Genomic DNA, 23,340 nt, shown 5'->3' on the forward strand with positions numbered 1-23,340 from the left:
GTGGCGCTCGGCCGCAAGCCCAATACCGACGATCTCGGCCTCGACAAGGCCGGCGTCGCCACCGATGACCGGGGCTTCGTGACGGTCGGGTCCGGCCTTGAGACCAGCCAGCCCGGCATTTTCGCGCTCGGCGATTGCAACGGACGCGGGGCCTTCACCCACACGGCCTATAATGACTACGAGATCGTCGCCGCCAATCTTTTCGATGGCGAAAGCCGCTCGATCGATGATCGCATCCCCGGCTACGCGCTATACACGGATCCCCCGCTCGGCCGTGCCGGCATGAGCGAGACGGAGGCGAAAAAGGCCGGCCATAGTGTTGCCGTCAGCAGCCGTCCGATGACCAACGTCTCCCGCGCCAAGGAAAAAGGCGAGACTGCGGGACTGATGAAACTCATCGCCGATGCCGACACCGGCAAGCTTCTCGGCGGCGCGATTCTCGGCCCCGGCGGGGACGAGGCGATCCACGCCGTGCTGAACCTGATCAATATGGGCGCCACGGCCAAAGACCTGCAATGGGCGGTGCCCATCCATCCGACGGTCTCGGAGCTTTTGCCCACCCTTGCCGGCGGGCTGCAGCCGGTTCGCTGACCCCTCGCTTTTTCAGCTTGCCGCCGGTGCGCGGGCAGTGGTATGGAACGGCCTCCGGCATGGTCGGGACGGGCGGGTATGATGTAATGGTAGCCTGTCAGCTTCCCAAGCTGAACGCGCGGGTTCGATTCCCGCTACCCGCTCCAGCGTCTCCTCACTTTTCCGATGGCTTGTGCTCGGTTTTGCGCCAAAGATACGGCGCGTGGTAGAGTTCCACGAACGCCTTCCACGCCGAAAATGACAACATCAGCCAGTAGAGCGGCAGCCAAAAGGCGCTTGTGCGCATGCCAAGCATTTCCTCCTTGCGCATTTTCGAGACGCCCAGCCGCAGGAATATCCAGTAGCTGGCGATGATGTTGATCAGGTCTATGCCGGTCAGGATCTGCTGCAGCGGTCCGGGGTCGGAACTCGGGTGGAGCAGCAGCCAGCCGGTCGTCAGCACCGATACGAACAATAACGGGTGCAGCAGCGATGACAGGATCATTCCGCCGGTATTGGCCAGGAAAACCGCAAAGCCAAGCAGACCCAACTCGTCGCGCAGCCGCCCAGGTTCCCTGAGTGCCACCAGCGCCGTCTGGAGCCATCCCTTGAGCCAGCGCGATCGCTGAGCGATCCAAGGCCGGATCGCCGTCGGCGCGTCCTCCAGCGTTTCCGCGGTGATCGCCCCGCAATAATAGCCGAGCCGGTGCATCCGCAGCCCGAGATCGGCGTCCTCGGCGACATTGTAGGGATCCCAGCCGCGGCAGGCGCGCAGCGCTCCGATGCGGAAATGATTGGAGGTGCCGCCGAGCGGTATCGGAAACCGGTGAAGGGCGAGAAACGGCAGTATGCCGCGAAACAAACCTGAATACTCGCAGGCGTAAAGCCCTGTGATCCAGTTCTTTCCGACATTGGAGATTGTCAGCGGCGCCTGAAGGCAGGCAAGCTCCTTCGGCGATTGCCGGAACGTGTTCCAGGCTTCGCGCAACTGGTCGGGGTGTGGCCGGTCTTCGGCATCATAGATCACCACAAACCGGCCCCTGGCGCCGCAAAGCGCGTAGTTGAGCGCATTCGGTTTGGTCCGCGGACCGCCGGCGGGCACGACCACCAGCTCGAATTGCGCCGGCAGCCGCGCCCGCGTAATGGCGTTGATGGTTTCCGCGTCATCCGCCTCGCAAACCAGCTTGATATCGAGCTTGGAGGTCGGCCAGTTGATGCGTTGCATACTCTCCGACAATTGCGTGATCATTCCGGCTTCGCGATAGAGCGGGATCAGCACGGTATAAACCGGCAGGTCCGGCGGCTCGGCTTCAGGTTTCAGAGCGCGCGGGCGGGGCCTTGCCCGCGCCGCGGCAATACGGACGAGCAGAGCGAACAGATAGAGCGTCGTGAATATGATATGGGCGAGCAGCAGGGTCTCGGTGGGAAAGAACAACAGACCGGCCAAAAGCGTCGCCGCGCTTCCCCCGAGCAGGAAACCCTGTTTGCCCCAGAAGACGATCCGTGCGGAAAAGCGTGGCTCCCAGACCATGAGCTCGTTGACGGCGTTGGTGAGCCGCCGGCCCTCGCCGGTTTTCCATACCGCAGCGCGCACGGCTTCCGGCGTCGTGATGATGACGCAGCGCCTGACTTCAGGCCGGGACGACAGGCGGAGATGGAGGTCGGCAAGATCGCCGGCGGTGGGCACCACGGCGAAGCGGCGCTCGGTCTCTCCGCTGTCGAGACGGAGGCCGCGGGGGTCGGCCAGGAGACGGTCGATCCCGGTGCGGTCCGTGACGCAATCCGGATCGATGTGGCTCTCGAACGGCAGCACGAGATACCGGGCGAGCCTACTGTAATAGTCGACCGAGGCGATCGCGCCGCTGAACAGAAGCTCCTTTTCGATCGTGGTGTTGTTGGCGAGCGCGGCCTTGATCCCCTCCTCGATGACGCTTTCGTCAAAGCCGAGGCGGTGCAACATCTGGCGCTCCTTCCGGATCGCTTTCGGGAGCGAACGCAGGGCAGCAGAGGCGCGATCCGGCGTACGGATGGCGGCCTGCCTGAACACGGACATGATACCCCTCTTTACCGCGCGCCCTCTTTTGTTTTTTTACAAGTAAAGACTCAGGGTGAAGGGAAAGGCAAGATAGAAATGTTGTTTCTAGATTTTGGTCTGCGCCGTGCAGCCATGTGTACGGCGTTTTACGAGGATATATTCAAGAAATACTTTAGTTTTATCTAATAAACTAAAGCTGATATTTTCACGCCGCCGAAAATCGCCTCAAACGGTGCGGTACCGGGCGATCGCGCCGCGTTCGATCGCGGCGCAGGTCAGCTTGTCGAGGTGCAGCCTGTCGCGGAGAAGCTGCAGCAGGCGGATTTCCTCGGCGCGGATGACCTGATCGACGGACATGATCTCGACGGCCAGCGCATAGGCCGTGTCGTAAAGCCGCTTGGGCAGTGTGTCACGGATGATTTCCAGCGCGATATCCATGCCCTCCGGCCCGGACACGATCCCGGCGCAGTCATGGGCGATCCGGGTAAGGTCGTTTTCGTCGAACCCCTCGAACACCGGCAGCGAGCGGGTGATATGTCCGATCCGCGCCATCTCCGTGTCGCTCATCGCGCTGTCGACGGCGGATGCCATCACCATCACATAGATCAGCGCGTCAAAATGGGTAAGCTCGGGTCGGGACATGAACGATCTCTCGGGTTTGGAAAATTACTGGCTGGCCCAGAGAATGCGGGCAATCCACTCTATGTCTGAAAGGTCGAAGACGATATTGGCATGGGCGGGGTTGATCGACATCAGTTCGATCTGGCGGGTGGTGCGGCGCACCAGAACCTTGGCCAGAACCTCGCCCTCGCGGGTGCGCACCACCACGCGGTCGCCCTTGCGGGTTTCGGCATTGGCCTCGACGATCAGCACATCGCCGTCGCGGTAGAGCGGCATCATGCTGTCGCCCTGCACCTCAAGCGCGTAGATCCCCTGGGCGCTGCGGGAGGGAACGGGAAAGTCGACCTCGTCCCACCCCTGGCCGACCGGATAACCGCCATCATCGAAGAAGCCGCCGGCGCCGGCGCGCGCCAGGCCGAGAAGCGGTATTGTCGAAGGCTGCGGCGGATAACTGCCGATCGGTCCCGGAACGCCGCCGGCAATCGCCGGGCTGTCGCTGACGAACTCCGTCATCGACGTGTTGGTGGCCGCCAGTATCTTGGCGAAGGATTCCATCGACGGCCAGCGCTCGCGGCCGTCCGGCGCGCGCCGCTTCGACTTGTTGAAGGTGGTCGGATCGAGACCGGCCTTGCGCGCGAGGCCCGACGGGGTGAGCTTGTTGCGCGCGGCAAGCCGGTCGATCGCGCTCCAGATCTCGCTGTGGGTGAGTTTTTCAAACATCGCCGTCGGGTCGGTTGATATCCACTTAACCTATAGCTTAACGGATATCGCAGCGTAAAGGCGGACAGGAATAAAATCCTGTCTTTTACATGTCATCACGCAACCATCGCCATGTTGACCTTGCCGAGCTGGATGACGGCCTGGGTCCGGCTGTCGACATTGAGCTTCAGCAGGATCGCTGAGACATGCGCCTTCACGGTTGCCTCCGAGACGCCGAGCTCATAGGCGATCTGCTTGTTCAACAGACCCTCGCACAGCATTCTGAGCACGCGCGACTGCTGCGGCGTCAGCGTCTGCAATCGCTGCAGCATGTCGGCGATGTCGGGATCGCTTTCCTCGCCGCCGCCGTAGTTTTCAGGCGTGTAGACCTCGCCTGCAAGCACCTTGCGGATGCCGTTGCGCAATTCGTCGATCCCGACCGATTTCGAGATGAAGCCGGAGGCGCCGAGCGCGAGCGAGCGGCGAATGGTGTCGTCATCGTCGCTGCCGGAGATCACCACGATCGGAAGACTGGAAAATTCGGAGCGCAGCGTGATCAGGCCGGATAGGCCGCTTACCCCTGGCATGGCGAGGTCGAGCAGAAGCAGTTCGGCTTCCGGATTGTCGCGCGCGGCCTGCTGGGCGCTTTCGAAATCGCCCGCCTCGACCACGGCGTAGGGCGTCGACATGCCGCCGATCGCCTGTTTCAGCGCGCTGCGGAACAGCGGGTGGTCGTCCGCGATCAGAATGGTTTGTCCGGTCATTCCTGGCCTCCTCCCAAAGGCAGTTTCACAACCCTTAACATTCGACCTCGCGCTGCTGCAACTGTTTGACGGCACAACAATGGTGGTCCTGCTATTTATGCTCGCCGCCACGCCGCATTAGCAACCCAAAAAAGCGCATAATGCCCGGAAATACGCGATTTCCCCTTGCTTTCGGTCGCTGAAACCGCGTGGCGATGGACATTTGCGTCACTCTTTGCCAAACCCGGAGCCGGACAGCAAAGCGACGGGACGGATATGAACCAGCAACCGATTTACAAGATCGTCACCGAGGGCGAATGGCAGGCGGCGCGGTCGGCCGGCGTCCTCAAGGGCGCGGCGGTCGATCTCGCGGATGGCTTCATCCATTTCTCGACCGCCGACCAGGTGGAAGAGACCGCCGCCCGGCATTTCGCGGACCAGACGGATCTGCTGCTGGTCGCGGTCGACCCCGCGGCGCTGGGCGACGCTCTGAAATACGAGCCATCGCGCGGCGGCGCGCTGTTTCCCCATCTCTACGGCGATCTGTCTTTCGATGCCGTTCTTTGGGAAAAGCCGCTGCCGATCGACGGAAACGGCCGGCACGATTTTGCGGGACTGCTTTCATGATCGACCTCTACCGTTGCGGCGGCCGTCGCGCCGCCTTCGCGCTCGATCCCGAGCTTGCCCACGGCCTGACGCTGAAGGCGATCCGCACCGGCCTGCTGCCCGGCGCCCGCCACGCGGGCGACACGAGCCTGGCGACCACGGTGGCCGGCCTCTCTTTTAAGAACCCGCTGGGCGTTGCCGCCGGGCTCGACAAGAACGGCGAGGCGCTGGACGGACTGCTGAAGCTCGGCTTCGGCCATGCCGAGGCAGGGACGGTGACGCCGCGCCCGCAGCCCGGCAACCCGAAGCCGCGGCTGTTCCGGCTGGTGAAGGATGAGGCGGTCATCAACCGCATGGGCTTTAACAATGATGGCCACGACGCGCTTGCCGCCCGCCTCGAGCGCCGCAACGGGTCGACGGGCCCGGGCGTCATCGGCGTCAATATCGGGGCCAACAAGACGTCGGAGGATCGGATCGCCGACTATGTTGCCGGCATTACGCGGTTTTCCGGGCTCGCCGACTACCTCACCGTCAATATCTCCTCGCCCAACACGCCGGGCCTGCGCGATCTGCAGGCGCGCGCGGAGCTCGCGCGGCTTCTCGGCAGGGTCGCCGAGGCGCGGGAAAAGGCGGCCCGCAAGGTGCCGGTGTTCTTGAAGATCGCGCCGGACCTGACGGAGGAAGGCGTCGATGATATCGTGGCCGAAGTGTTGGACAGCGCGCTTGACGGCGTCATCGTTTCAAACACCACGCTGTCGCGCGCGGGCCTCAGGGAAGAAAAGCTCGCAGGCGAGGCCGGAGGGCTTTCCGGCGCACCGCTGTTCGAGCGATCGACCGCGCTTCTCGCCCGCATGCGCCAGCGCCTCGGCCCCGATCTTGCGCTCATCGGCGTCGGCGGGGTCAATTCGGGTGCGCGGGCGGTGGAGAAGATCCGCGCCGGCGCCGATCTGGTGCAGATCTATTCCGGCATGACCTATGAGGGGCCGCAGCTGATCGAGGACAGCCTGACGGCCATCATCGCCGCCATGCGCGAGGCCGGAGCAAGCTCGCTGCGCCAGTTGCGCGACAGCGGCGTTGCGGAATGGGCTGCAAAACCGTTTACTGGCTGAGGCACATTGCCCAGAAGGGCTGGTTGCCGGAATTCGGGCTGACGGCGCGGGCGACGCCGATATGGGAATAATTTCCCAACATGTTCTTCAAATGCCCCGGTGAATTGACCCAGGCCTGGAAGGCGCGTTCGGGCGTGCGCTGCTGCATGGCGATGTTTTCGGCGGCCGGCAGCGGCAGCCCCATGCGCTTGAACCGGGCCAGCACGCTTTCGCCGCCGGTGATGTGGTTCATCTTGTCGGCCAGCGCCATGCGGCTTGCCTGATCGATCGCCGCCTGCTCGCAGGCGCGCGAATAGGAGAGCTTCGAAAGCCCCCGGCTTTCGCGCAGCTCATTGACCCAGGGCAGGAAGGTGGACGTCATCGCCTCGCTGTCGACATCGCCGCGCGGAAGGTCGCTGCCGAAAAACGGGCTGCAGGCGGCAACGCCGGCGGCAAGCGCGCCCAGCAGGAGGACGCGGCGGGTGGTGGCGATCTGTGTCAACGGCGATAGCTCAGGATGCGGATGATCAGGAAGACAGGCACGACGATGATCGCGCCCAGCACGAAATAATGGCCGACCTCGCCAAGGGCCGCAAAGCCGCGATTCCAGATGTTTCGCAGGAAATCGATGATGCCGTAATAGATGTCGAGCGGATGGATGCCGAGCGCCGACAGGATGAAGCCGACGATCAGCGAGACCACCAGCAGGCGGACGATGGTGCCGACCACGGTGCCGCCGAGAAACCTGTTTATACCGTTGCTCATGCCGCTCTCCTTTATCCGGCTAGATAAAGACGCTTTGCGGCGCATTCAAGAAAAAAGCAGCGATGCGATTCCGCTTGCTTTTCGAATGGAAAAGCGACATTGGCGCTCAGTTCCCTACCGGTTTTCGAGACATGAGCCTTCTTTCCCTTTCCTCGGGCGATCTGATTGCAGATCGCCGCGCCGATTATGCCCGCATGCTGGACGAGGCCGGCGATCATGCCGCTGCCGCCGAGGTGATGGAGCAAGCGATGGCGCTTGTGCCGGACTGGCCGGCGGGCCTCGCGCTGCTCGCCGCCTATCGCGAGCATGCCGGCGATGTCACGGCGGCGATCGCAACGCTCGAAAAGCTCGAGGGCGAGGACGACGACGACCTGTTTGCCGCCAGCCTGAAGCTTGCCGTTCTCGGCGCGTCCGAGCCGCCCGCCCATCCGCCGGGTCGCTATGTCGAGGCGCTGTTCGATTCCTATGCCGATCATTTCGACGCGGCGCTGACCGAGCGGCTCGATTACAACGCGCCGGAAAGGCTTGCGGCGCTGCTGGAAAAGAGCGAGGGCGAAGCGCGCCGCTTCAGGCTCTGCGCCGATCTTGGCTGCGGAACCGGCCTTTCGGGCGCTGCCTTTTGCGCGCGGGTCGACCGCCTCGAAGGCTTCGACCTCTCGGCCAACATGCTGGCCAAGGCGGAGGAGAAGGCGGTGTATCAGCACCTCACCCAGGCCGATCTTCTGCTTGCGCCGGGGGAAAGCGGGCTGTTTTCGCCGGCGCTTGCGCATCACCGCGCCGATCTTGTCGTGGCCGCCGATGTGCTGATGTATCTCGGCGCGCTTGAAAGCCTGATGGCGAATGTCGTGGCCCTGATCGCGCCCGGCGGCCTGTTCCTGTTTTCGGTCGAGGATGGCGGGGAGGCCGAGGCCTATACCCTCCTGCCGTCGCTGCGTTACGCCCACGCCTTCGCCTATGTCGAGGGCCTGTTGTCTGAGGCCGGTTTCGCGCTGGAGCGCCATGAACGGGCGGCCCTGCGCAAGGATGCGGGCGAACCGGTTCCCGGTATCCTGTTTCTGGCGGTCAAACGGTCCTCCTGACGCTGCCGATATGTCGGCGGACGGAACCCCCGCACGGTTATGCGCGTTTACCCTCCAAACGTGTCCAACAGACCGAAAGGAGGCTGACCATGACCTTCACGCCTGAACTTTGCCACGCCGCGCGCATTCTCGCCCGGATCGACCGCCCGACGCTTTCGGCCGAAAGCGGGATCGCGGAGGATCGGATCGAGGCGTTCGAGAACGGCACAGCCGATCTGGGCGACAATTCGGTCGAGAAACTGAAGATGACGCTCGAAGCGCTCGGCGTGATTTTCCTGCCCGAGGAGAAGGAGGGCGGCGTCGGCATACGCCTCAAATTCACCGGCAGCGAAACCCGCCGCATCCTGAACTGGGAAGGCGAGGGCGGCCGCGTCAACCAGGATGACGTGGTGTAATCGCGCAACCGGACGCTCCGGTTTGACGCGCGCGTCGATTTGAGCGATGGACTTATCGGGGCCGGTCCGGTCCCGATTTTTCATGTCTGGAGCTTGATGCCTTGTCCGAAAACCGATTTCTCGCCGGGATCGTCAGTTCGACCTCCGAAAGCCATTCGGCGCTTGAGGATGCGCAGGGCATCATCGCGGGGTCGATGCTTGCCTGCCTGGGCGTGATGGTGCTGAAGGCCGGCGGGCTGCTGACCGGCGGCACGGCCGGTCTCGCCTTTCTGCTGACCTATGCGACCGCGCTTGATTTCGGCCTCGCCTTCTTCATCGTCAATCTGCCGTTCTACTATTTCGCATGGAAGCGGCTGGGGCTGAGATTTACCCTCAAGACCTTTGTGGCGGTGGCGCTCACCTCGGTTCTGACGGCGGTGGTGCCGGATTTCATATCGATCGGCGAGACCGATCCGCTCATTGGCGCGCTGTTTGGCGGCGTTCTGGTGGGGGCGGCGCTGCTGATCCTGTTTCGCCACTCGGCAAGCCTTGGCGGTTTCGGCATTCTGGCGCTCTATCTGCAGGACCGGTTCGGCTGGAAGGCGGGCTATGTGCAACTGATGCTCGACGGCTGCGTGCTGCTGTTGTCGTTCTTCGTGGCAACGCCCTTCATCATCGCCTGTTCCGTCGCCGGCGCGGTGGTCATCAATCTGGTGCTCGCCATCAATCACCGGCGGGATCGCTATATCGCGATGTGATGCGGCGAAATAACCGCTGGCGTTCCCGGCTATTAATTGCCATTTTGCGCTCATGAACGAAACGGAAACATTGCCGGAGCGCTTCCGCCGCTGGTTCGCCGAGAATGGCTGGCAGCCGCGCCCGCACCAGCTTGAACTGCTGGCGCGCGCGGGCGCTGGCGAGGACATGCTGCTGATCGCGCCGACCGGCGCGGGCAAGACGCTTGCCGGCTTCCTGCCCTCCCTTTCCGATCTTGACCGGCGCGGACCGCAAAAGCCCGGTCTCAGGCCACGCGGGGTGCACACGCTCTACATCTCGCCGCTGAAGGCGCTGGCGGTCGATATCGCGCGCAATCTGGAGCGCCCGGTCGTCGAGACCGGTCTTGCCATCACCATGGAAACCCGCACCGGCGATACGCCCCAGGCCAAGCGCCAGCGCCAGCGGTTGAAGCCGCCGGATATCCTGCTGACGACGCCGGAACAGCTCGCGCTGCTGCTCGCCGGCAAGGATGCCGACCGTTTCTTCGAGGATCTCAGCTATGTGATCTTCGACGAGTTGCATTCGCTGGTCACCTCCAAGCGCGGCCATCTGCTCTCGCTCGGGCTTGCGCGGCTCAGGCGGCTGCGGCCGGACCTGACCGCCATCGGGCTTTCCGCCACCGTCTCCGATCCGATGGAATTGCAGCGCTGGCTGGTGGCGCAGACCGGCGAGGTCGATCCGCCCCATGCCGGGCTGATCACGGTCACGGGCGGCGCGCGGCCGGAAATCACCATTCTGAAGGCGTCCGCGCGCATCCCCTGGTCCGGCCATTCGGCGCGCTATGCCGCCCCTGATATCTACGAGGAGCTGAAACAGCGGCGGATGACGCTGATCTTCGTCAACACCCGCTCGCAGGCCGAGATCGTGTTTCAGGAATTATGGGGCATCAATGACGACAACCTGCCGATCGCGCTGCATCACGGCTCGCTCGATGTCGGCCAGCGCCGTAAGGTGGAGGCGGCGATGGCGGCGGGCAAACTGCGCGCGGTCGTCGCCACCTCGACCCTCGATCTCGGCATCGACTGGGGCGATATCGATCTCGTCATGCATATCGGCGCGCCGAAGGGCGCAAGCCGGCTTGCCCAGCGCATCGGCCGCGCCAACCACCGCATGGACGAGCCGAGCCGCGCCATTCTGGTGCCCGCCAACCGGTTCGAGGTGATGGAATGCCAGGCCGCCCTCGACGCCAATTATGTCGGCGCGCAAGATAGCCCGCCGATCGGCGAGGGCGCGCTCGATGTGCTGGCCCAGCACGTGCTCGGCATGGCCTGCGCCGAGCCCTTCGAGATCGACGCGCTGTTCGACGAGGTGCGCACCGCGCTGCCCTATACCGGGCTTGATCGCGAGACCTTCGCCCGCGTCGTCGATTTCGTCGCGACCGGCGGCTATGCGCTCAGAAGCTATGAGCGCTACGCCAAGATCCGCCAGATGGCGGACGGGCTTTGGCGGATCTCCCATCCCGATGTCGCCCGTCAGTACCGCCTCAACCTCGGCACCATCGTCGAGATGCCGATGCTGAAGATCAGGCTTGTCAGGGCGGGAAAGCGCAGAGGGCCGCTGCGGGGCGGGCCGACGCTGGGCGAGGTCGAGGAATATTTCATCGAGATGCTGCGGCCCGGCGACACCTTCCTGTTTTCCGGCAAGGTGCTGCGTTTCGAGGGCATTCGCGAGAATGAATGCCTGGCCTCGGTCGCTTTCGATACCGACCCCAAGATACCGGCCTATGCCGGCGGCAAGTTTCCGCTGTCCACCTACCTTGCAGACGGCGTACGGGCGATGCTCGCCGATCCGGAACGCCGCAAGGCGCTGCCGGCACCTGTGCGCGAATGGCTGTCGCTGCAACAGCTCCACTCCCACCTGCCGAAGCGCGGCGAATTGCTGGTGGAGACCTTTCCGCTCGAAAACCGGTTCTACATGGTGGCCTATCCCTTCGAGGGGCGGCTGGCGCACCAGACGCTTGGCATGCTCTTGACCCGACGGCTGGAGCGCATGGGGGCGTCCCCCACCGGCTTCGTTTCCACCGATTATTCGCTGGCGATCTGGGGGCTGAAGGATGTCGGCGCGATGCTGGCCGATGGCACGCTCGACCTGAAGGAATTGTTCGACGAGGACATGCTCGGCGACGATCTCGAGGCCTGGCTCGACGAAAGCTATATGCTGAAGCGCACCTTCCGCACCTGCGCCACCATTGCCGGCCTGATCGAGCGGCGCTTTCCCGGCAAGGAGAAGACCGGCCGGCAGATGACGGTCTCCGCCGATCTGATCTATGACGTGCTCAGAAGCCACGAGCCCGACCATATCCTGTTGCAGGCGACCCGTGCGGACGCGGCGGCCGGCTTGCTGGACATCGCCCGGCTTGGCACAATGCTGGAACGAATCAAGGGCCATCTGGTGCACTACCGGCTGGAGCGGGTCTCGCCGCTGGCCGTGCCGGTGTTGCTCGAAATCGGTCGCGAAAGCGTCAATGGCGGCGCCGGCGATGCCGTGCTTCAGGAAGCCGCCGACGAACTGGCGGCGGCACTCGAGGCGGCGGAAATGATGCATGAAGAGGCAGGCGAATGAACGTACGGGCGTCGATCGAACGGGAAGGGCAGGCCGGCCGCGCACGCCGGTTTTCGGGCCATGCCGTTCAGTTCGATGCGTCCGGAGCAGCCTTCTTCCCTGAACTCGGCCTTCTCGTCGTCTCCGATCTCCATCTGGAACGTGGTGCCGCCCATGCGCGGCGCGGCTTCTTCCTGCCGCCTTATGATACCGGACGCACGCTTGCGGCGCTTGCGGCCGTGATTACTCGCTATCGTCCCGCGCGCGTGGTCTCGCTCGGCGACAATTTCCACGATCGTGTCGGGGCGCGCGAAATGCCGGCGGACACCCGTGAAAAGCTCGCTTCCCTGGCCCAAGACTGCGACTGGGTGTGGATCAACGGCAATCACGACCCGGATGGCGTCGGCGGGCTTCCGGGGCGGGTCTTCGATGTCTGGACTTTCGAGGGACTGACTTTCTGCCATGAGCCGACCCGCAGGGCCGGCGCGGAAATCTGCGGCCATCTCCACCCCTCCGCCGTGCTGCACCGCCCGGGCAAATCCGTCCGCCGCCCCTGTTTCGCCGCCGATGAGCTGCGGCTGATGCTGCCGGCCTTCGCCACCACGCGCGGCGGGCTGGACCTGCGCCATCGCGCCTTTTCCGGGCTGTTCAATCGAAAGCTGCTCAACGTGCACATGCTGGGCCCGGACAGGGTCTATTCGCTGCCCTTTGCAGCGCTTGGCTGCTGATGCACGCCGATGAAGTGCCGGTCAGCCTCCCGGCGGCGCGCGCGCTGATCTCCGCCCAGTTTCCCCGGTATCGCGATCTGCCGGTGAGCCCGCTTGCGGGCGGGACGGACCATGCGATCTTTCGCGTCGGGCCAGACATCGCGGCGCGTTTTCCAAGGCGGAGGGAGGAAGCCGATGCGTGTCGCATCCGGCTTGAAGCCGAAGCGCGCGCGCTTGCCGAACTGGCCGCCCGTTGTCCGGTGCCCTGCCCGGAGCCGCTCGGCCTTGGCCGGCCTGGCGACGCCTATCCGATGTACTGGACGCTGCATTCTTTTCTGCCGGGCGCGGTCGCGACGCCCACCGGGCTCGCCCGATCCGATGGATGTGCCGACGATATCGCGCGGTTGATCGCATCGCTCAGGCAGGCGGATACGAAAGGGCGGCAGTTTGACGGGCGCGGGCGGGGCGGCCGCCTGACGGATCACGACGACTGGATTTCGACCTGCCTTGAAAACAGCCGCGGCCTGCTCGATGTCGCGCGGCTTTCGGCTCTGTGGGAAAGATTGCGGCTGCTGCCGCCGGGCGGCCCCGACGTGATGAGCCATCGTGACCTGATCCCGGGCAACCTGCTGGTGAAGGGCGGCCGGCTTGCGGGCGTGCTGGATGGCGGCGCCTTCGGGCCGGCCGATCCTGCGCTCGACCTGGTGGCGTGCTGGCATCTCTTCGATGCACCGTGCCGGGTGCGCATCAGGCAGAGCCTCGGCTCGGACGCGCTCGAATGGCAAAGAGGCGCCGCCTGGGCGTTTGCGCAGGCAATCGGGCTCGTCTGGTATTACGAGGCGAGCAATCCCGGCATGGCGGCGCTCGGCCGCAGCACGCTCGCCCGCCTTGTTGAAGAAGAGATCTAGATCAGCTCTTGCGGAAAATAACGCTGGCGAACCAGCCCGAAAACAGCGCGATGGCCACCGCGCCGAGGCCGTAGAACAGCGGATATTCGTGGGCGGCCACCGTGAGCCGGGCTTCCAGCCCGGTCTTCACGACCTTCAGCGGCAGGGTCTCGGTGGCGATCTGGCGACCGTTCTTGAACAGATAGGCGCGCACCGTGTGGGTGCCCTGGGGAATGTTCACCGAAAGCCTGAGGCTCGCCCTGAACAGGCTGTTGGACACGAAGGACACCCCGTCCGGCTCGCTGTCGTAAAGCGCTTCCGTGGCGTTCAGCCGCAGCATCGCCTCGCGGAAGGTGGCGACGTCGCTGGCATCGCCGAAATAGCCGACGGGCGAAATCCGCAGATGCGACACGCCGATGCCGGCCGAATTGAGCGCCTGCGGCGTGGTCACCTCATCCAGCGGCCGCGTGCTCGAGATCGAATAAGAGCGCGGCACATGCTCGAAGGTGACCGTCTCGCGGTTGACCCAGATGCCGAAGACGCGCTCCTTGCGGCGCACATCGGCCTCGGCTTTCGGGCCTTCGAGGATCACCACGATGTCGTAGGCGCCCTTGGAAAGCAGCATCGGGTCGGCATCGTTGATCGCGCCGAACACGGTCAGATCGGCGCCGGAGAAATCCGAGGTGATCGCGATCTGGTTGGTCGAGGTGCCGATCTCGAGCGTCTCCTGCTGCGGCACCTGGGCAAGGGCTGCGGCGGGGACAACAAGGGCGGCGAGGAGAAGGAGGGCGGTTTTTTTGATCATTGCGGCGACCCCTCGAAGACGACCGAGAACAGATCGCTCGGCGTGACGACCAGACCGAAGGCGAGGCGGATGCCGACGGCGAGGATCAGGATCGCCAGCAGCGCGCGCAACTGCTCGCCCTTGAGCTTCTGGCCGACGCGCACGCCATATTGCGCGCCGACAACGCTCGACAGCATCAGGAGCGTGGCAAGCACGATATCGACCGAATAGTTGGTCGTAGCCTGTATCACGGTGGTGTAGGCGGAAACGAAGATGATCTGGAACAGCGACGTGCCGACCACGATATTGGTCGGGATGCGCAGGAGATAGATCATCGCCGGCACCATGATGAAGCCGCCGCCGACGCCGAGCGAGGAGGTGAGCACGCCGATCATGCCGCCGAGCGTGAACACCGGAATGACACTGAGATAGAGCTTCGATTTCTTGAAGCGCATCTTGATCGGTAGGCGATGAACCCAGTTATGCTGGCCCGGTTTTCGCAGCGAAACGGATTGCTGCTTGGAGCTGCGCCTGATCGCGCGGATGCTCTCCACCAGCATCAGCGCGCCGATCGACGACAACAGCACGACGTAGAGCAGCGAGATCACCAGGTCGAGCTGGCCGAGATCGCGCAACATCGAGAACAGCCATATGCCGACGGTCGCGCCGACAATACCGCCCGTCAGCAACACCGTGCCGAGCTTCATATCCAGCGTGCCGCGCCGGAAATGGGTGAGCGCGCCGGAGACCGAGGAAGCGACAACCTGGCTTGCGCCGGTCGCGACCGCCACCACCGGCGGGATGTGGTAGAATATCAAAAGCGGCGTGATCAGAAACCCGCCGCCGACGCCGAACATGCCCGATAAGAAACCCACTGCCGCGCCCATGCCGAGTATCACGAAAATATTGACCGAAAGTTCGGCAATCGGCAGGTAGATCGACACGCGTGTCCCCAATAGCATTTGGGCCGGATGTTGAATCCAGCCTTCTTAAGAATGCTTTCTTTCTGCGACTCAAAGCCCTGCAAGTCAATTCGCAAAGCCGTGATATTGCAATTCTTTTCAGGCGCTGTTGCGGGCCAGCAATGCCTTTACCAGTTCGGGCGTGATCGCGCCGTCCGCCGCAAAGCCGTTTGCCTTCTGAAACGCCTTGATCGCGGCATCGGTCTTGGTGCCGAGCACGCCGTCTGCGGCTCCGGCATCGTAGCCGTTCTTGTTGAGGATGGTCTGGATATCGCGCACCACGGTTTCCTTGTCGACGGGTGCGCTGGCGGCGACGAGGTCAGCCGGGGTCCACTCTTTCGGGCTTGTCAGGCGGTTGGCGGCGTCATCGAGCGGCTCGGCCTTCCAGTTTTCGGCGAGTTCGCGGCCACGGTTGAGATCGGCATCGCCGAGCGCTTCGGCCACCTCGTCGCGGCGCTTCGCGGCCTCGGCATCGCCTTCCCTGGCGGCGACGGCGAACCATTTGTAGGACTGCACGAGATCGGCATCGGCGCCGGCGCCGCGGGCATGCAGGATAGCGAGGTTGAACTGGCTGTCGGCGACGCCGTGATCGGCGGCCTTCTGGAACCATTCGGCCGCCTCGGTGAAATCGGGCTTGCCGCCGTCCGCGCCATTGGCGAGCATGACGGCGAGGTTGTGCATGGCGCTGACATTGCCCTTTTCGGCGGCTTCGCGATAAAGCGACACGGCCTTGCCCGCGTCCTCGTCAACCCCGGTGCCCTTCTCGTAGAGGCTGCCGAGCTGGAAGGCGGCGGGAGCGGAGCCGCGCTCGGCCGCCTGTTCGAACCAGAAGGCGGCCTTTGAGAGATCCTGCTTGAAGCCCAGTCCATCGAGATAGCGCAGGCCGATCTCGTAAAGCGCCGCCGGATCGCCGGCCTTGGCGGCATCGGCGAGAAGCTTGGTTTCAAGGCCGGCCGGCAGATCGGCCGTGATCGGCCGGAAACCGGTTTCGGAGGCCATTGCGGCGGCTTCGGTCTGCCGGGGCGGGGTCTCTGCCGGCGGCGCGCTGGCCACGGGCATTTTCGCTTCAACCGCGTCGGGAGACGCTTTTGCCGGCGCGTTCAGCACGTCAAGTACATCCCGTGTGGTCACCGCGGCGGTCTCCACCGCTTCTTCCGCCTTGTCTTCAAGCGCGGCAGCCGCCTTCTTGAGCTTTTCAGCCACGGGCGACGGGGCGGCGTCCGTGGTCGCATCGGGCTCGATGCTGCCGGTCACCACATTGTCGGTTTCGATCATGCTGAAGGCGCGCACTGGCGCGCTCGCAACCTCTTCTGGCGCGAAATTGTTCTTGACCACGGGCGTCATGGTCAGGTCGATCGTGGCCGGCGCGCGCTCGGGCGCGACGTTGCTGACCTTGACCGGCGCGGACGCAGGCGCTTCACGCCTGATCGTTGCGGCGTCGAGCGACTGCGCCGCCTGGAGAATGGCGTCGCGGTCGCGGCCCATGCCGGTCAGCAGCGGATAGGCCAGGATCGCAAGCAGGATCGCGCCGCCGGCGAGATAGACCGGGCGGCGGGAAAACCTGTCCCTGGGCGGCTCGGCCGTCTCGGTCTGTTCCGGTTCGCCGGTTTCCTCGACCGCCGTGTGGACCGCGCGGCGTGCCGCGGCGATCAGGTCGGCGCGTGGCGTGCGCGGGCCGAGGCCTTCGCTGATGACGCCGGCGGGCTTGGAGCGCGCGCCTTTCCGGCTCTCCGCCGCCGGGCGTTCATGCACCGGCAGAACCGGACCGTGGCTCGGCATCGCGTCATTCTTCTGTCCCGCGCGCACCCGCGACAGGATATCCAGAACGTCCTGGCTACCGTCTTCCTCCGGTTTCGCGCCGGAAGAACCAGCGTTGAAACGGGTTTCAAACGACGGCGGGCCAAGGGGGGCGGACGGCTGAACCTGCGGACGCGGCAGCGGCTTCTCGCGCGCTTCCGGCGTCCCGGCGGGGTCCGGGACCTCCGGGGTCTTGACGCCGGGCATGGCATCGAGACGGCTCGCGATCGTCTTCAATGTGTCGTGAAGGCCCGCGCTGGCCTTGTCCTGGTCGGCATTGGCCGGGACCCGCAGCGCCTTCAGATCGGCGGCGAGACCCTTGATGATTTCGATATGCTCGTCGCTCTCGCCCTTGCGTCCGGCTTCGAAATTCTTCAGCGCTTCTTCCGCGGCATGCTGGGCGGCCTCGATGACCAGATCGTCATTGCTGGCCGACAGCGCCTCGATGCGCGCGCCGATCCGCTCCTCGAGCTCGCCGATCGGCAATTTCGGTTCCGGCCGGTTCATCAGCGTGGTGAGTTCGGCGATCTGGCGCTCGAGCTTCTGCAGTTCGGGGCCGCTCTTGTCGCGGCGGCTCTCCTCCAGTCGGTTGGCAAGCGCCGTCAACTGCGCCGAGAGGCGGCTTTCCGCGCCGTTCTGCTCCACGGCAGCGATCTTGCGCGACAGCCGCTCCTCGATGCCGGCGATGTCGAGTGCGTCCAGACGCTCGGCCACCCGGCTTTCGGCGACAAGATTGGCCTCGATCTTCTGGCGCAGTTCGGGGTCGGCACCTGCGACCGGCATGGCGGAAATCTGGGCCGCGAGCCGGCGTTCGGCGGCGGAAAAGTCGATCTGGCCGATCTTGCCGGTGATGCGGGAGACGGCGTCTTCGAGCGCTGCCGGCTCGATGCCGCGCCTGTTCTCGATCAGCGTCGCGAGGTTCGCAAGCTGGCTCTTCAGCTCGCGCCGGTCATGGGCGCTGAAACTATCCGAGCCGGCGGTTTCGATCTTCTGCGCAAGGCGGCGCTCGGCGCCCTTGAGGTCGAGCTCGGCGATATTGTCGTTGAGCCGGTTGACCGCATCCTCGATCGCGCGGGGATCACGGCTCTCTATCAGGTCTTCCAGGTGGCCGATCTGGTCCCTGATTTCGCGACGATCGGCCTCGCTCAGTCCACCCGCGCCGACACTGTCCAGCTTCGCCGAGATCCTGCGCTCAAGGCTTGTCAGGTCGATATCGCCGACCTTGTCGGAAAGCGTGGCGACGGCCTTGCCGAGCGTATTGCGCTCGCTGCCGATCCGCTCGACCGCGCCTGCAAGCGCCTCGATGCGGGCTTCGAGCCTGGTATGGGCATCGGCGCTGTTATGGCTTTCGATGCGGCGGGCAACCGCGTCGAGGTTTTCCAGAAGCGTCGCCTGCTTGGTGCTCTGGTCGCGCATCTGCCAGTCGACGGCGGCAACGGCGTTCGAAAGGTCGCCGAGGCGGGCTTCGAGCCGCTCCACCGCCGGGTCGCGCGGGACCTCGCTCTGGCGGCGGCCGATCCGTTCCAAATTGCGGTCGATATCGTCGATGCGGCGCTCGATTGCGTGCATCTGGCCGTCGAGCCGGTCGCCGGAAGCGGGAATGCGCGCAGAAAGCACCTCCATGGCTTCGGCAAGCCCCGCCATCCGGGCTTCGATCTCCTGAAGACTGTGGCCGCTATCATCGGACTCAAGAAAACGCCGCACGTCGTCGAGGCCGCGCGCCAGCGCCGTCAGTTCGAGATCGAGCCGGGCCGAATCGAAGGGCGCGATCTGGCGTTCGAGATTGTCGAAACGGCTTTCCAGGCGGGCAACGCTCTTGGCATCGGCAAGGCCGCGCAGCAGCGATTGCAGATGATCGAACTCGGCCATCAGCCGGCTGTCGTCATCGGCGGCGGCATTGCTCAAGAGCCAGTCGACGCCCTCGGAAATCCGCAGCAGCTCGCTGCGGGTGTCGTCGTCTATGTCGCGGGTATCGGTCTGGCGCTCGATCTGGGAGAGCATGGTGTGCAGGCCGGCGAGCTCGTCCCTGAGGCTCGCGGTGAAATCGTCGCGCACGGACTGGCGGAGATCCTTCAGCGTGCGGGAAATGTCGCGCAGTTCGGCGTCGAGACGGGCATTGGCGGGCTCGGCCGGCAGGCGGCGCTCGCGCGGAGCGCGATCGCGGTAGTCGGGCGATCTGGCAGGCCCGCGCGGAGCCATGCCGGATGCGCGGGCTTCCATCATTTCGGAAAGCCGCGCCTCGAGGCCTTCGATCGTCTGGCTGAGCGCGTCGAGACCGGGTCTTGCCTCTGCCCTCTCCTGTGCCATCCGCGCCTGCGCCATACCGCTGCCCCAAAATGTTGGCGGCTGCGCGCAATCCCCCGGCGCGCAGAACCGCATCAAAAGTCCTGGCACAAGGATTCGCGCAACATGGTAAAGAAGTTGTTAATTTTGCGCTTTCCGCGGGTCGGAAAGTGCTGGAGCGGCGGCTTTTCCGGTTTTTCGGGCGCGGTTATGGCGGCTCAGTCCGCGGTCACCATCGTCGCGCCGAAGATCGCACCGGGATTGCCGTCTGTGTCGGTGGCCTGCAGCAGGATCGCGCAGCCGTCGCTTTCGCGCGGCTCCAGCACGCGGGCCGGCAGCGTGACCTTGGTGGCCTCGCCGTGCCACATGCCCACCGTCTGCACATCGGTGACGATATTGCGGTAGTCGATGGTCCGGCCTTCATTCTCTCCGTCCTTGATCGCGACCTGCTCGCGGCTCTTGAAATAGACCACCAGCACATCGGCCTTGCCCTTGCCGCTGCCGATATCGATGATCACCTCATCGCCGGATTTGCGCAGGCTGACCGGCACGGTCAGGCCCTTGTCATCGGATTTGAGATCGGTAAGCGTCGCCCGCAGCTTGTCCAGGCTGGTGCCGACCATCTCGGCCCGCCCGTTGACCACGGCCTGCGGCGTGTAGACGCCGGAGCGGCCCATCGCGGCGCTGTAATCATACTGCCGCTTGGTGTTTTCCGGGCTGCTCATCGTGTCGGTCCAGCCGAGATAGTTCCAGTAGTCGACATGGTAGCTGAGCACGATCACATCGCCGTCATCGGCAAGCGTTGCCGCGGCCTTGTCGGCGGGCGGGCAGGAGGAGCAGCCCTGGGAGGTGAACAGTTCCACCACGCCGAGCGGCTTTTCTATTTTGCCGGCATGCGCCGTGGCGGCGGCGAACGCCGCGAGAACGGCGGCCGATATGATCGTCTGCTTCAGCACGGCAGGAGCCTTCACCGGTTTTACAATCGCTACGTCGGCATGTCGGCCAACGCGTATCAAACATGGCGGCCAATCTAGCGCCATACAGAATCAACGGAAAGTCACGATGGGGTGAAAAACGCGTGTGAGGTTACAGGATCACGGTCTTGCCGACCCACAGGGCCCCAGCAATCGGAATGGCCGCGAGCACCGCGAACAGTCCGTCGCGGCTGAGCATCGAATAGGCGATCAGCGTGACCGCGAGGCCCAGAAAGGCGGAGGCGAACGGCACCAGTTCTAAAACCAGCATCAGCGCGCCGGCGAGCACGCAGGCAAGCGGCAGAATGCGATCAAGCGGGCTGCGGAACAGGAAGGAGAGCCGCCTGTGCGAATGGCGGTCGATGAAGCGCGTGACGGGCAAGATCTTTTTCATCGCCTTGGCTGCCTTGTCGCGTTCGATCGAGCGATGGCGGATGAGGCCGGGCAGCCAGATGCTGTTCCGGCCGACCAGCCCCTGGACCGCGATCAGCACGATCATGATGCCGAACAGCGAGGAAAGCCCCGGAACGCCGCCGAGCGGCGACATCACCAGTAGCGACGGCAGGATAAGCAGCGGCACGAAGGAGGCCGAACCGAAGGTTGACAGCATGTCGTCCACCGAAACCCGCGCGCCATCGGCATGGTCCAGCGCCTCTTTCGTGATGCCGCTCAGCGATTGAGGGTCTTGCTCGGTGCTGTCGCTCACGTGGTGCTCCGCGGGTGGTGCGCTTTTCAGGTGTTATCGGGTGAACGCCGGTGGCCGGACAACGTTCCGCCGCTCTGGAGGGAAATGGTCCGTTTGATCCACGCTTTTGCCGAATCGGATTTGCAGCTATCATGCGTATCGCGCGCCGCTCGCGCCGCCCCCCTCCATTCGGGAAAGCACCTGACGTGCCGAGCTTCACGATGAAACCGTCTGTCCGGACCATCGCATAAGGAGGGATTGCACCGTCGTCCGGGATGGAAGGTTTGATCCATGAAACTCTCCCGACCCGTTTACCGGCTGAAACATAGCGCCAGGAAACTGGCCCGCGCGGAAGACATTCCGCTCAATCGTGCGCTGGACCGCCTGGCGATCCAGGAAGGCTTTGAAAGCTGGAGCGCGCTTGCCGCCTCCGTTCCCTCGGCCCGTTCCGCCAACGGCATCTATGAGAAGCTCGCGCCGGGCGATCTGCTGCTGTCGGCGGCGCGTCCCGGTCAGGGCAAGACGCTGCTGGCGCTCGAACTCGCGCTGAATGCCGCGCGCGCCGGCCACCGCGCCTTTTTCTTCTCGCTGGAGGAGACGGCAGTCGGCATGCTGCGTCATTTCCGAGCCCTGAACCGGACGCCGGATGAGGGCCGGTTCATGTTCGACGACAATGACAGGATTTCGGCGGACTATGTGACAACACGCCTTGCCGCTTCGCCGGCCGGCACGTTCGCGGTGATCGATTATCTGCAACTTCTGGACCAGCGGCGCGAAAACCCGCCGCTTGACCAGCAGATCCGGGTATTGCGCGCCCATGCCCGCCGCCACGGCCATATTTTCGTGTTCGTCGCCCAGGTCGACCGTCGTTTCGAGGCGACGAACCGGGCCTTTCCGACCCTTTCCGACCTGCGGTTGCCGAATGCGCTCGATCTCGGCCTGTTCGACAAGGCCTGTTTTATCAATGCCGGGGCGGTCCGCTACGTCGAGAGAGCCTGACGATAAAAAACCGGGCGGTTCGCATCGCCCGCCTCAGTCTTCTGTCAAACGTCTCCCACATTCCGGGTCATCCTCGGGCTTGACCCGAGGATCCAGGCCGCCCGGCAGGGGCCCACTATAAATCTTTGCTAATTCAGAGGCTTAAGCCGCCTGGATGCTCGGATCAAGTCCGAGCATGACGCAAGAACGAAGGGCCGATGACACACGATGGTCAAAGCTTGGTGCTTTGTCAGCATGAAGACCGGGCAGCTCGCGCCGCCCGGTCTTCACTTCCATTAATGGCCTCAGCCTTACGCCGCCAGGTCGCGCAGCACCGTTTGCAGGATGCCGCCATTGTTGACGTAGGTGAGTTCGTCGAGCGTGTCGATCCGGCAGAGGATCGGGACCTCCTTGACCGTGCCATCGGCAAAGGTGACCTTGGCGATCTTCTTCTCGCGCGGCTTGATGTCGGCGAGGCCTTCGATCGAGACGGTCTCGTCGCCCTTCAGGCCGAGGCTTTCCCACGTCGCGCCATCCTCGAAGGTGAACGGGATGACGCCCATGCCGACGAGGTTGGAGCGGTGGATACGCTCGTAGCTCTCGGCAATCACGGCGCGCACGCCGAGCAGGTTGGTGCCCTTGGCCGCCCAGTCACGAGAGGAGCCGTTGCCATATTCGCCTCCGGCGAAGATGACGAGCGGAACGCCTTCCTTCTTGTATTCCATCGCCGCATCGAAGATCGACATCTCTTCCTTGGACGGATAGTGGATGGTGTAGCCACCCTCCTTGCCGTTCGGGCCGAGCATGTGGTTGCGGATGCGGATATTGGCGAAGGTGCCGCGCATCATCACTTCATGATTGCCGCGACGCGTGCCGTACTGGTTGAAGTCGGCAACCGCCACATCGTGGCCCATCAGATATTCGCCGGCAGGCGACTGCGCCTTGATCGAACCGGCCGGAGAGATGTGGTCGGTGGTGATCTTGTCGCCGAAGAGACCGAGGATGCGGGCATCCTTGATGTCGGAAACAGCCGTTGGCGTCTTGCCCATGCCGACGAAGTAAGGCGGGTTCTGGACATAGGTCGAGTTGTCGTCCCAGGCATAGGTCTGGCCGTCGGGGATCTGAACCGCCTGCCAGTTCTCGTCGCCCTTGAAGACGTCGGCATATTTGGTCTCGTAGAGTTCGCGGGTGACGTATTTCTCGATCGTCTCCTGCACTTCCTTTGACGACGGCCAGATGTCCTTGAGGTAGACCGGGTTGCCGTCCTTGTCCTCGCCGAGCGGCTCGGTGGTCAGGTCCTTCCTCACCGTGCCGGCCAGCGCATGGGCGACGACCAGCGGCGGGGAGGCCAGGTAGTTGGCCTGAACGTCCGGCGAGATGCGGCC

At 64.3% G+C, this 23,340-nt stretch carries 21 protein-coding genes, 1 tRNA gene and 1 pseudogene; 11 read left to right on the forward strand and 12 right to left on the reverse strand.

The window, feature by feature from the left end; translation table 11 throughout:
* Positions 1–591, forward strand: a 591-nt coding sequence (locus B4E36_RS01945; protein ID WP_345899914.1) for an FAD-dependent oxidoreductase, incomplete at its 5' end; no start/stop codon positions are given.
* Positions 592–663: 72 nt separating this feature from the next.
* Positions 664–737, forward strand: a tRNA-Gly gene (locus B4E36_RS01950).
* A gap of 8 nt (positions 738–745) precedes the next feature.
* Here the strand turns inward: B4E36_RS01950 and B4E36_RS01955 are convergent.
* The 4 genes from B4E36_RS01955 to B4E36_RS01970 all read right to left on the reverse strand — a co-directional run bounded on the left by B4E36_RS01955 (position 746) and on the right by B4E36_RS01970 (position 4,689).
* A complete protein-coding gene (locus B4E36_RS01955) occupies positions 746–2,623 on the reverse strand; it encodes a glycosyltransferase family 2 protein (RefSeq protein ID WP_292051781.1) in 1,878 nt (625 codons plus the stop codon).
* A 207-nt stretch (positions 2,624–2,830) separates the two neighbouring features.
* Positions 2,831–3,247: a tellurite resistance TerB family protein gene (locus B4E36_RS01960; protein WP_018064394.1), complete on the reverse strand. Its 417-nt coding sequence runs from the start codon at positions 3,245–3,247 to the stop codon at positions 2,831–2,833.
* Positions 3,248–3,271: 24 nt separating this feature from the next.
* A complete protein-coding gene (locus B4E36_RS01965) occupies positions 3,272–3,946 on the reverse strand; it encodes a S24 family peptidase (protein WP_292051778.1) in 675 nt (224 codons plus the stop codon).
* 95 nt (positions 3,947–4,041) lie between these two features.
* Positions 4,042–4,689 (reverse strand): response regulator, encoded by a 648-nt coding sequence (locus B4E36_RS01970; protein WP_018064396.1) that lies wholly within the window; start codon positions 4,687–4,689, stop codon positions 4,042–4,044.
* Between the two features lie 255 nt (positions 4,690–4,944).
* Between B4E36_RS01970 and B4E36_RS01975 the strand changes: the two genes are divergently transcribed.
* Positions 4,945–5,295 (forward strand): DUF952 domain-containing protein, encoded by a 351-nt coding sequence (locus tag B4E36_RS01975; RefSeq protein ID WP_292051776.1) that lies wholly within the window; start codon positions 4,945–4,947, stop codon positions 5,293–5,295.
* Positions 5,292–6,383, forward strand: a complete 1,092-nt coding sequence (locus B4E36_RS01980) for a quinone-dependent dihydroorotate dehydrogenase (RefSeq protein WP_292051774.1) — start codon at positions 5,292–5,294, stop codon at positions 6,381–6,383. Before B4E36_RS01975 ends, B4E36_RS01980 begins: the two co-directional genes overlap by 4 nt.
* On the opposite strand, the gene B4E36_RS01985 is transcribed toward B4E36_RS01980, so the two are convergent.
* Together B4E36_RS01985 and B4E36_RS01990 are read right to left on the reverse strand one after the other, a co-directional pair.
* Complete coding sequence (locus B4E36_RS01985) at positions 6,373–6,864, reverse strand: CAP domain-containing protein (RefSeq protein ID WP_292051772.1); 492 nt, start codon at positions 6,862–6,864, stop codon at positions 6,373–6,375. The two genes, B4E36_RS01980 and B4E36_RS01985, sit on opposite strands and share 11 nt — an antisense overlap.
* The gene (locus B4E36_RS01990) at positions 6,861–7,127 is read right to left on the reverse strand and encodes a DUF6460 domain-containing protein (protein ID WP_230720393.1); all 267 of its coding nucleotides are present in this window, start codon (positions 7,125–7,127) and stop codon (positions 6,861–6,863) included. The genes B4E36_RS01985 and B4E36_RS01990 overlap by 4 nt, the downstream gene beginning before the upstream one ends.
* A 131-nt stretch (positions 7,128–7,258) precedes the next feature.
* Here B4E36_RS01990 and B4E36_RS01995 point away from each other — a divergent pair, with 131 nt between their 5' ends.
* From B4E36_RS01995 to B4E36_RS02020, 6 genes are all read left to right on the forward strand, one after another.
* A complete protein-coding gene (locus B4E36_RS01995; protein ID WP_292051768.1) occupies positions 7,259–8,206 on the forward strand; it encodes a methyltransferase in 948 nt (315 codons plus the stop codon).
* A gap of 89 nt (positions 8,207–8,295) precedes the next feature.
* Positions 8,296–8,601, forward strand: a complete 306-nt coding sequence (locus B4E36_RS02000) for a hypothetical protein (RefSeq protein ID WP_018064402.1) — start codon at positions 8,296–8,298, stop codon at positions 8,599–8,601.
* A 101-nt stretch (positions 8,602–8,702) separates the two neighbouring features.
* Positions 8,703–9,338: a YitT family protein gene (locus tag B4E36_RS02005; RefSeq protein ID WP_292051765.1), complete on the forward strand. Its 636-nt coding sequence runs from the start codon at positions 8,703–8,705 to the stop codon at positions 9,336–9,338.
* A gap of 52 nt (positions 9,339–9,390) precedes the next feature.
* Positions 9,391–11,919 (forward strand): ligase-associated DNA damage response DEXH box helicase, encoded by a 2,529-nt coding sequence (locus tag B4E36_RS02010; RefSeq protein ID WP_292051763.1) that lies wholly within the window; start codon positions 9,391–9,393, stop codon positions 11,917–11,919.
* Complete coding sequence (pdeM, locus tag B4E36_RS02015) at positions 11,916–12,626, forward strand: ligase-associated DNA damage response endonuclease PdeM (protein ID WP_292051762.1); 711 nt, start codon at positions 11,916–11,918, stop codon at positions 12,624–12,626. Before B4E36_RS02010 ends, pdeM begins: the two co-directional genes overlap by 4 nt.
* On the forward strand, positions 12,626–13,513 hold the full coding sequence (locus B4E36_RS02020) for a phosphotransferase (RefSeq protein WP_292051760.1): 888 nt from the start codon (positions 12,626–12,628) through the stop codon (positions 13,511–13,513). The genes pdeM and B4E36_RS02020 overlap by 1 nt, the downstream gene beginning before the upstream one ends.
* A 1-nt stretch (position 13,514) precedes the next feature.
* Here the strand turns inward: B4E36_RS02020 and B4E36_RS02025 are convergent, their stop codons facing one another.
* From B4E36_RS02025 to B4E36_RS02045, 5 genes are all read right to left on the reverse strand, one after another.
* Positions 13,515–14,297, reverse strand: coding sequence for a TIGR02186 family protein (locus B4E36_RS02025; RefSeq protein WP_292051758.1), 783 nt, complete (start codon positions 14,295–14,297; stop codon positions 13,515–13,517).
* Positions 14,294–15,220, reverse strand: coding sequence for a sulfite exporter TauE/SafE family protein (locus B4E36_RS02030; protein WP_292051757.1), 927 nt, complete (start codon positions 15,218–15,220; stop codon positions 14,294–14,296). The genes B4E36_RS02025 and B4E36_RS02030 overlap by 4 nt, the downstream gene beginning before the upstream one ends.
* Positions 15,221–15,337: 117 nt before the next feature.
* Positions 15,338–19,342 (reverse strand): peptidoglycan-binding protein, encoded by a 4,005-nt coding sequence (locus B4E36_RS02035; protein ID WP_292051755.1) that lies wholly within the window; start codon positions 19,340–19,342, stop codon positions 15,338–15,340.
* Between the two features lie 194 nt (positions 19,343–19,536).
* A complete protein-coding gene (locus B4E36_RS02040; protein WP_292051752.1) occupies positions 19,537–20,274 on the reverse strand; it encodes a DUF1223 domain-containing protein in 738 nt (245 codons plus the stop codon).
* Positions 20,275–20,404: 130 nt separating this feature from the next.
* On the reverse strand, positions 20,405–20,998 hold the full coding sequence (locus B4E36_RS02045; RefSeq protein ID WP_292051751.1) for an exopolysaccharide biosynthesis protein: 594 nt from the start codon (positions 20,996–20,998) through the stop codon (positions 20,405–20,407).
* A gap of 270 nt (positions 20,999–21,268) precedes the next feature.
* Here B4E36_RS02045 and B4E36_RS02050 point away from each other — a divergent pair, with 270 nt between their 5' ends.
* The gene (locus B4E36_RS02050; RefSeq protein ID WP_292051749.1) at positions 21,269–21,976 is read left to right on the forward strand and encodes a DNA helicase; all 708 of its coding nucleotides are present in this window, start codon (positions 21,269–21,271) and stop codon (positions 21,974–21,976) included.
* Positions 21,977–22,266: 290 nt separating this feature from the next.
* Here B4E36_RS02050 and B4E36_RS02055 read toward each other — a convergent pair.
* Positions 22,267–23,340, reverse strand: a pseudogene (locus B4E36_RS02055) (aconitate hydratase); the annotation flags it as partial.

The organism is Martelella sp. UBA3392 (genome assembly GCF_002358775.1).
GTDB lineage: Bacteria > Pseudomonadota > Alphaproteobacteria > Rhizobiales > Rhizobiaceae > Martelella > Martelella mediterranea.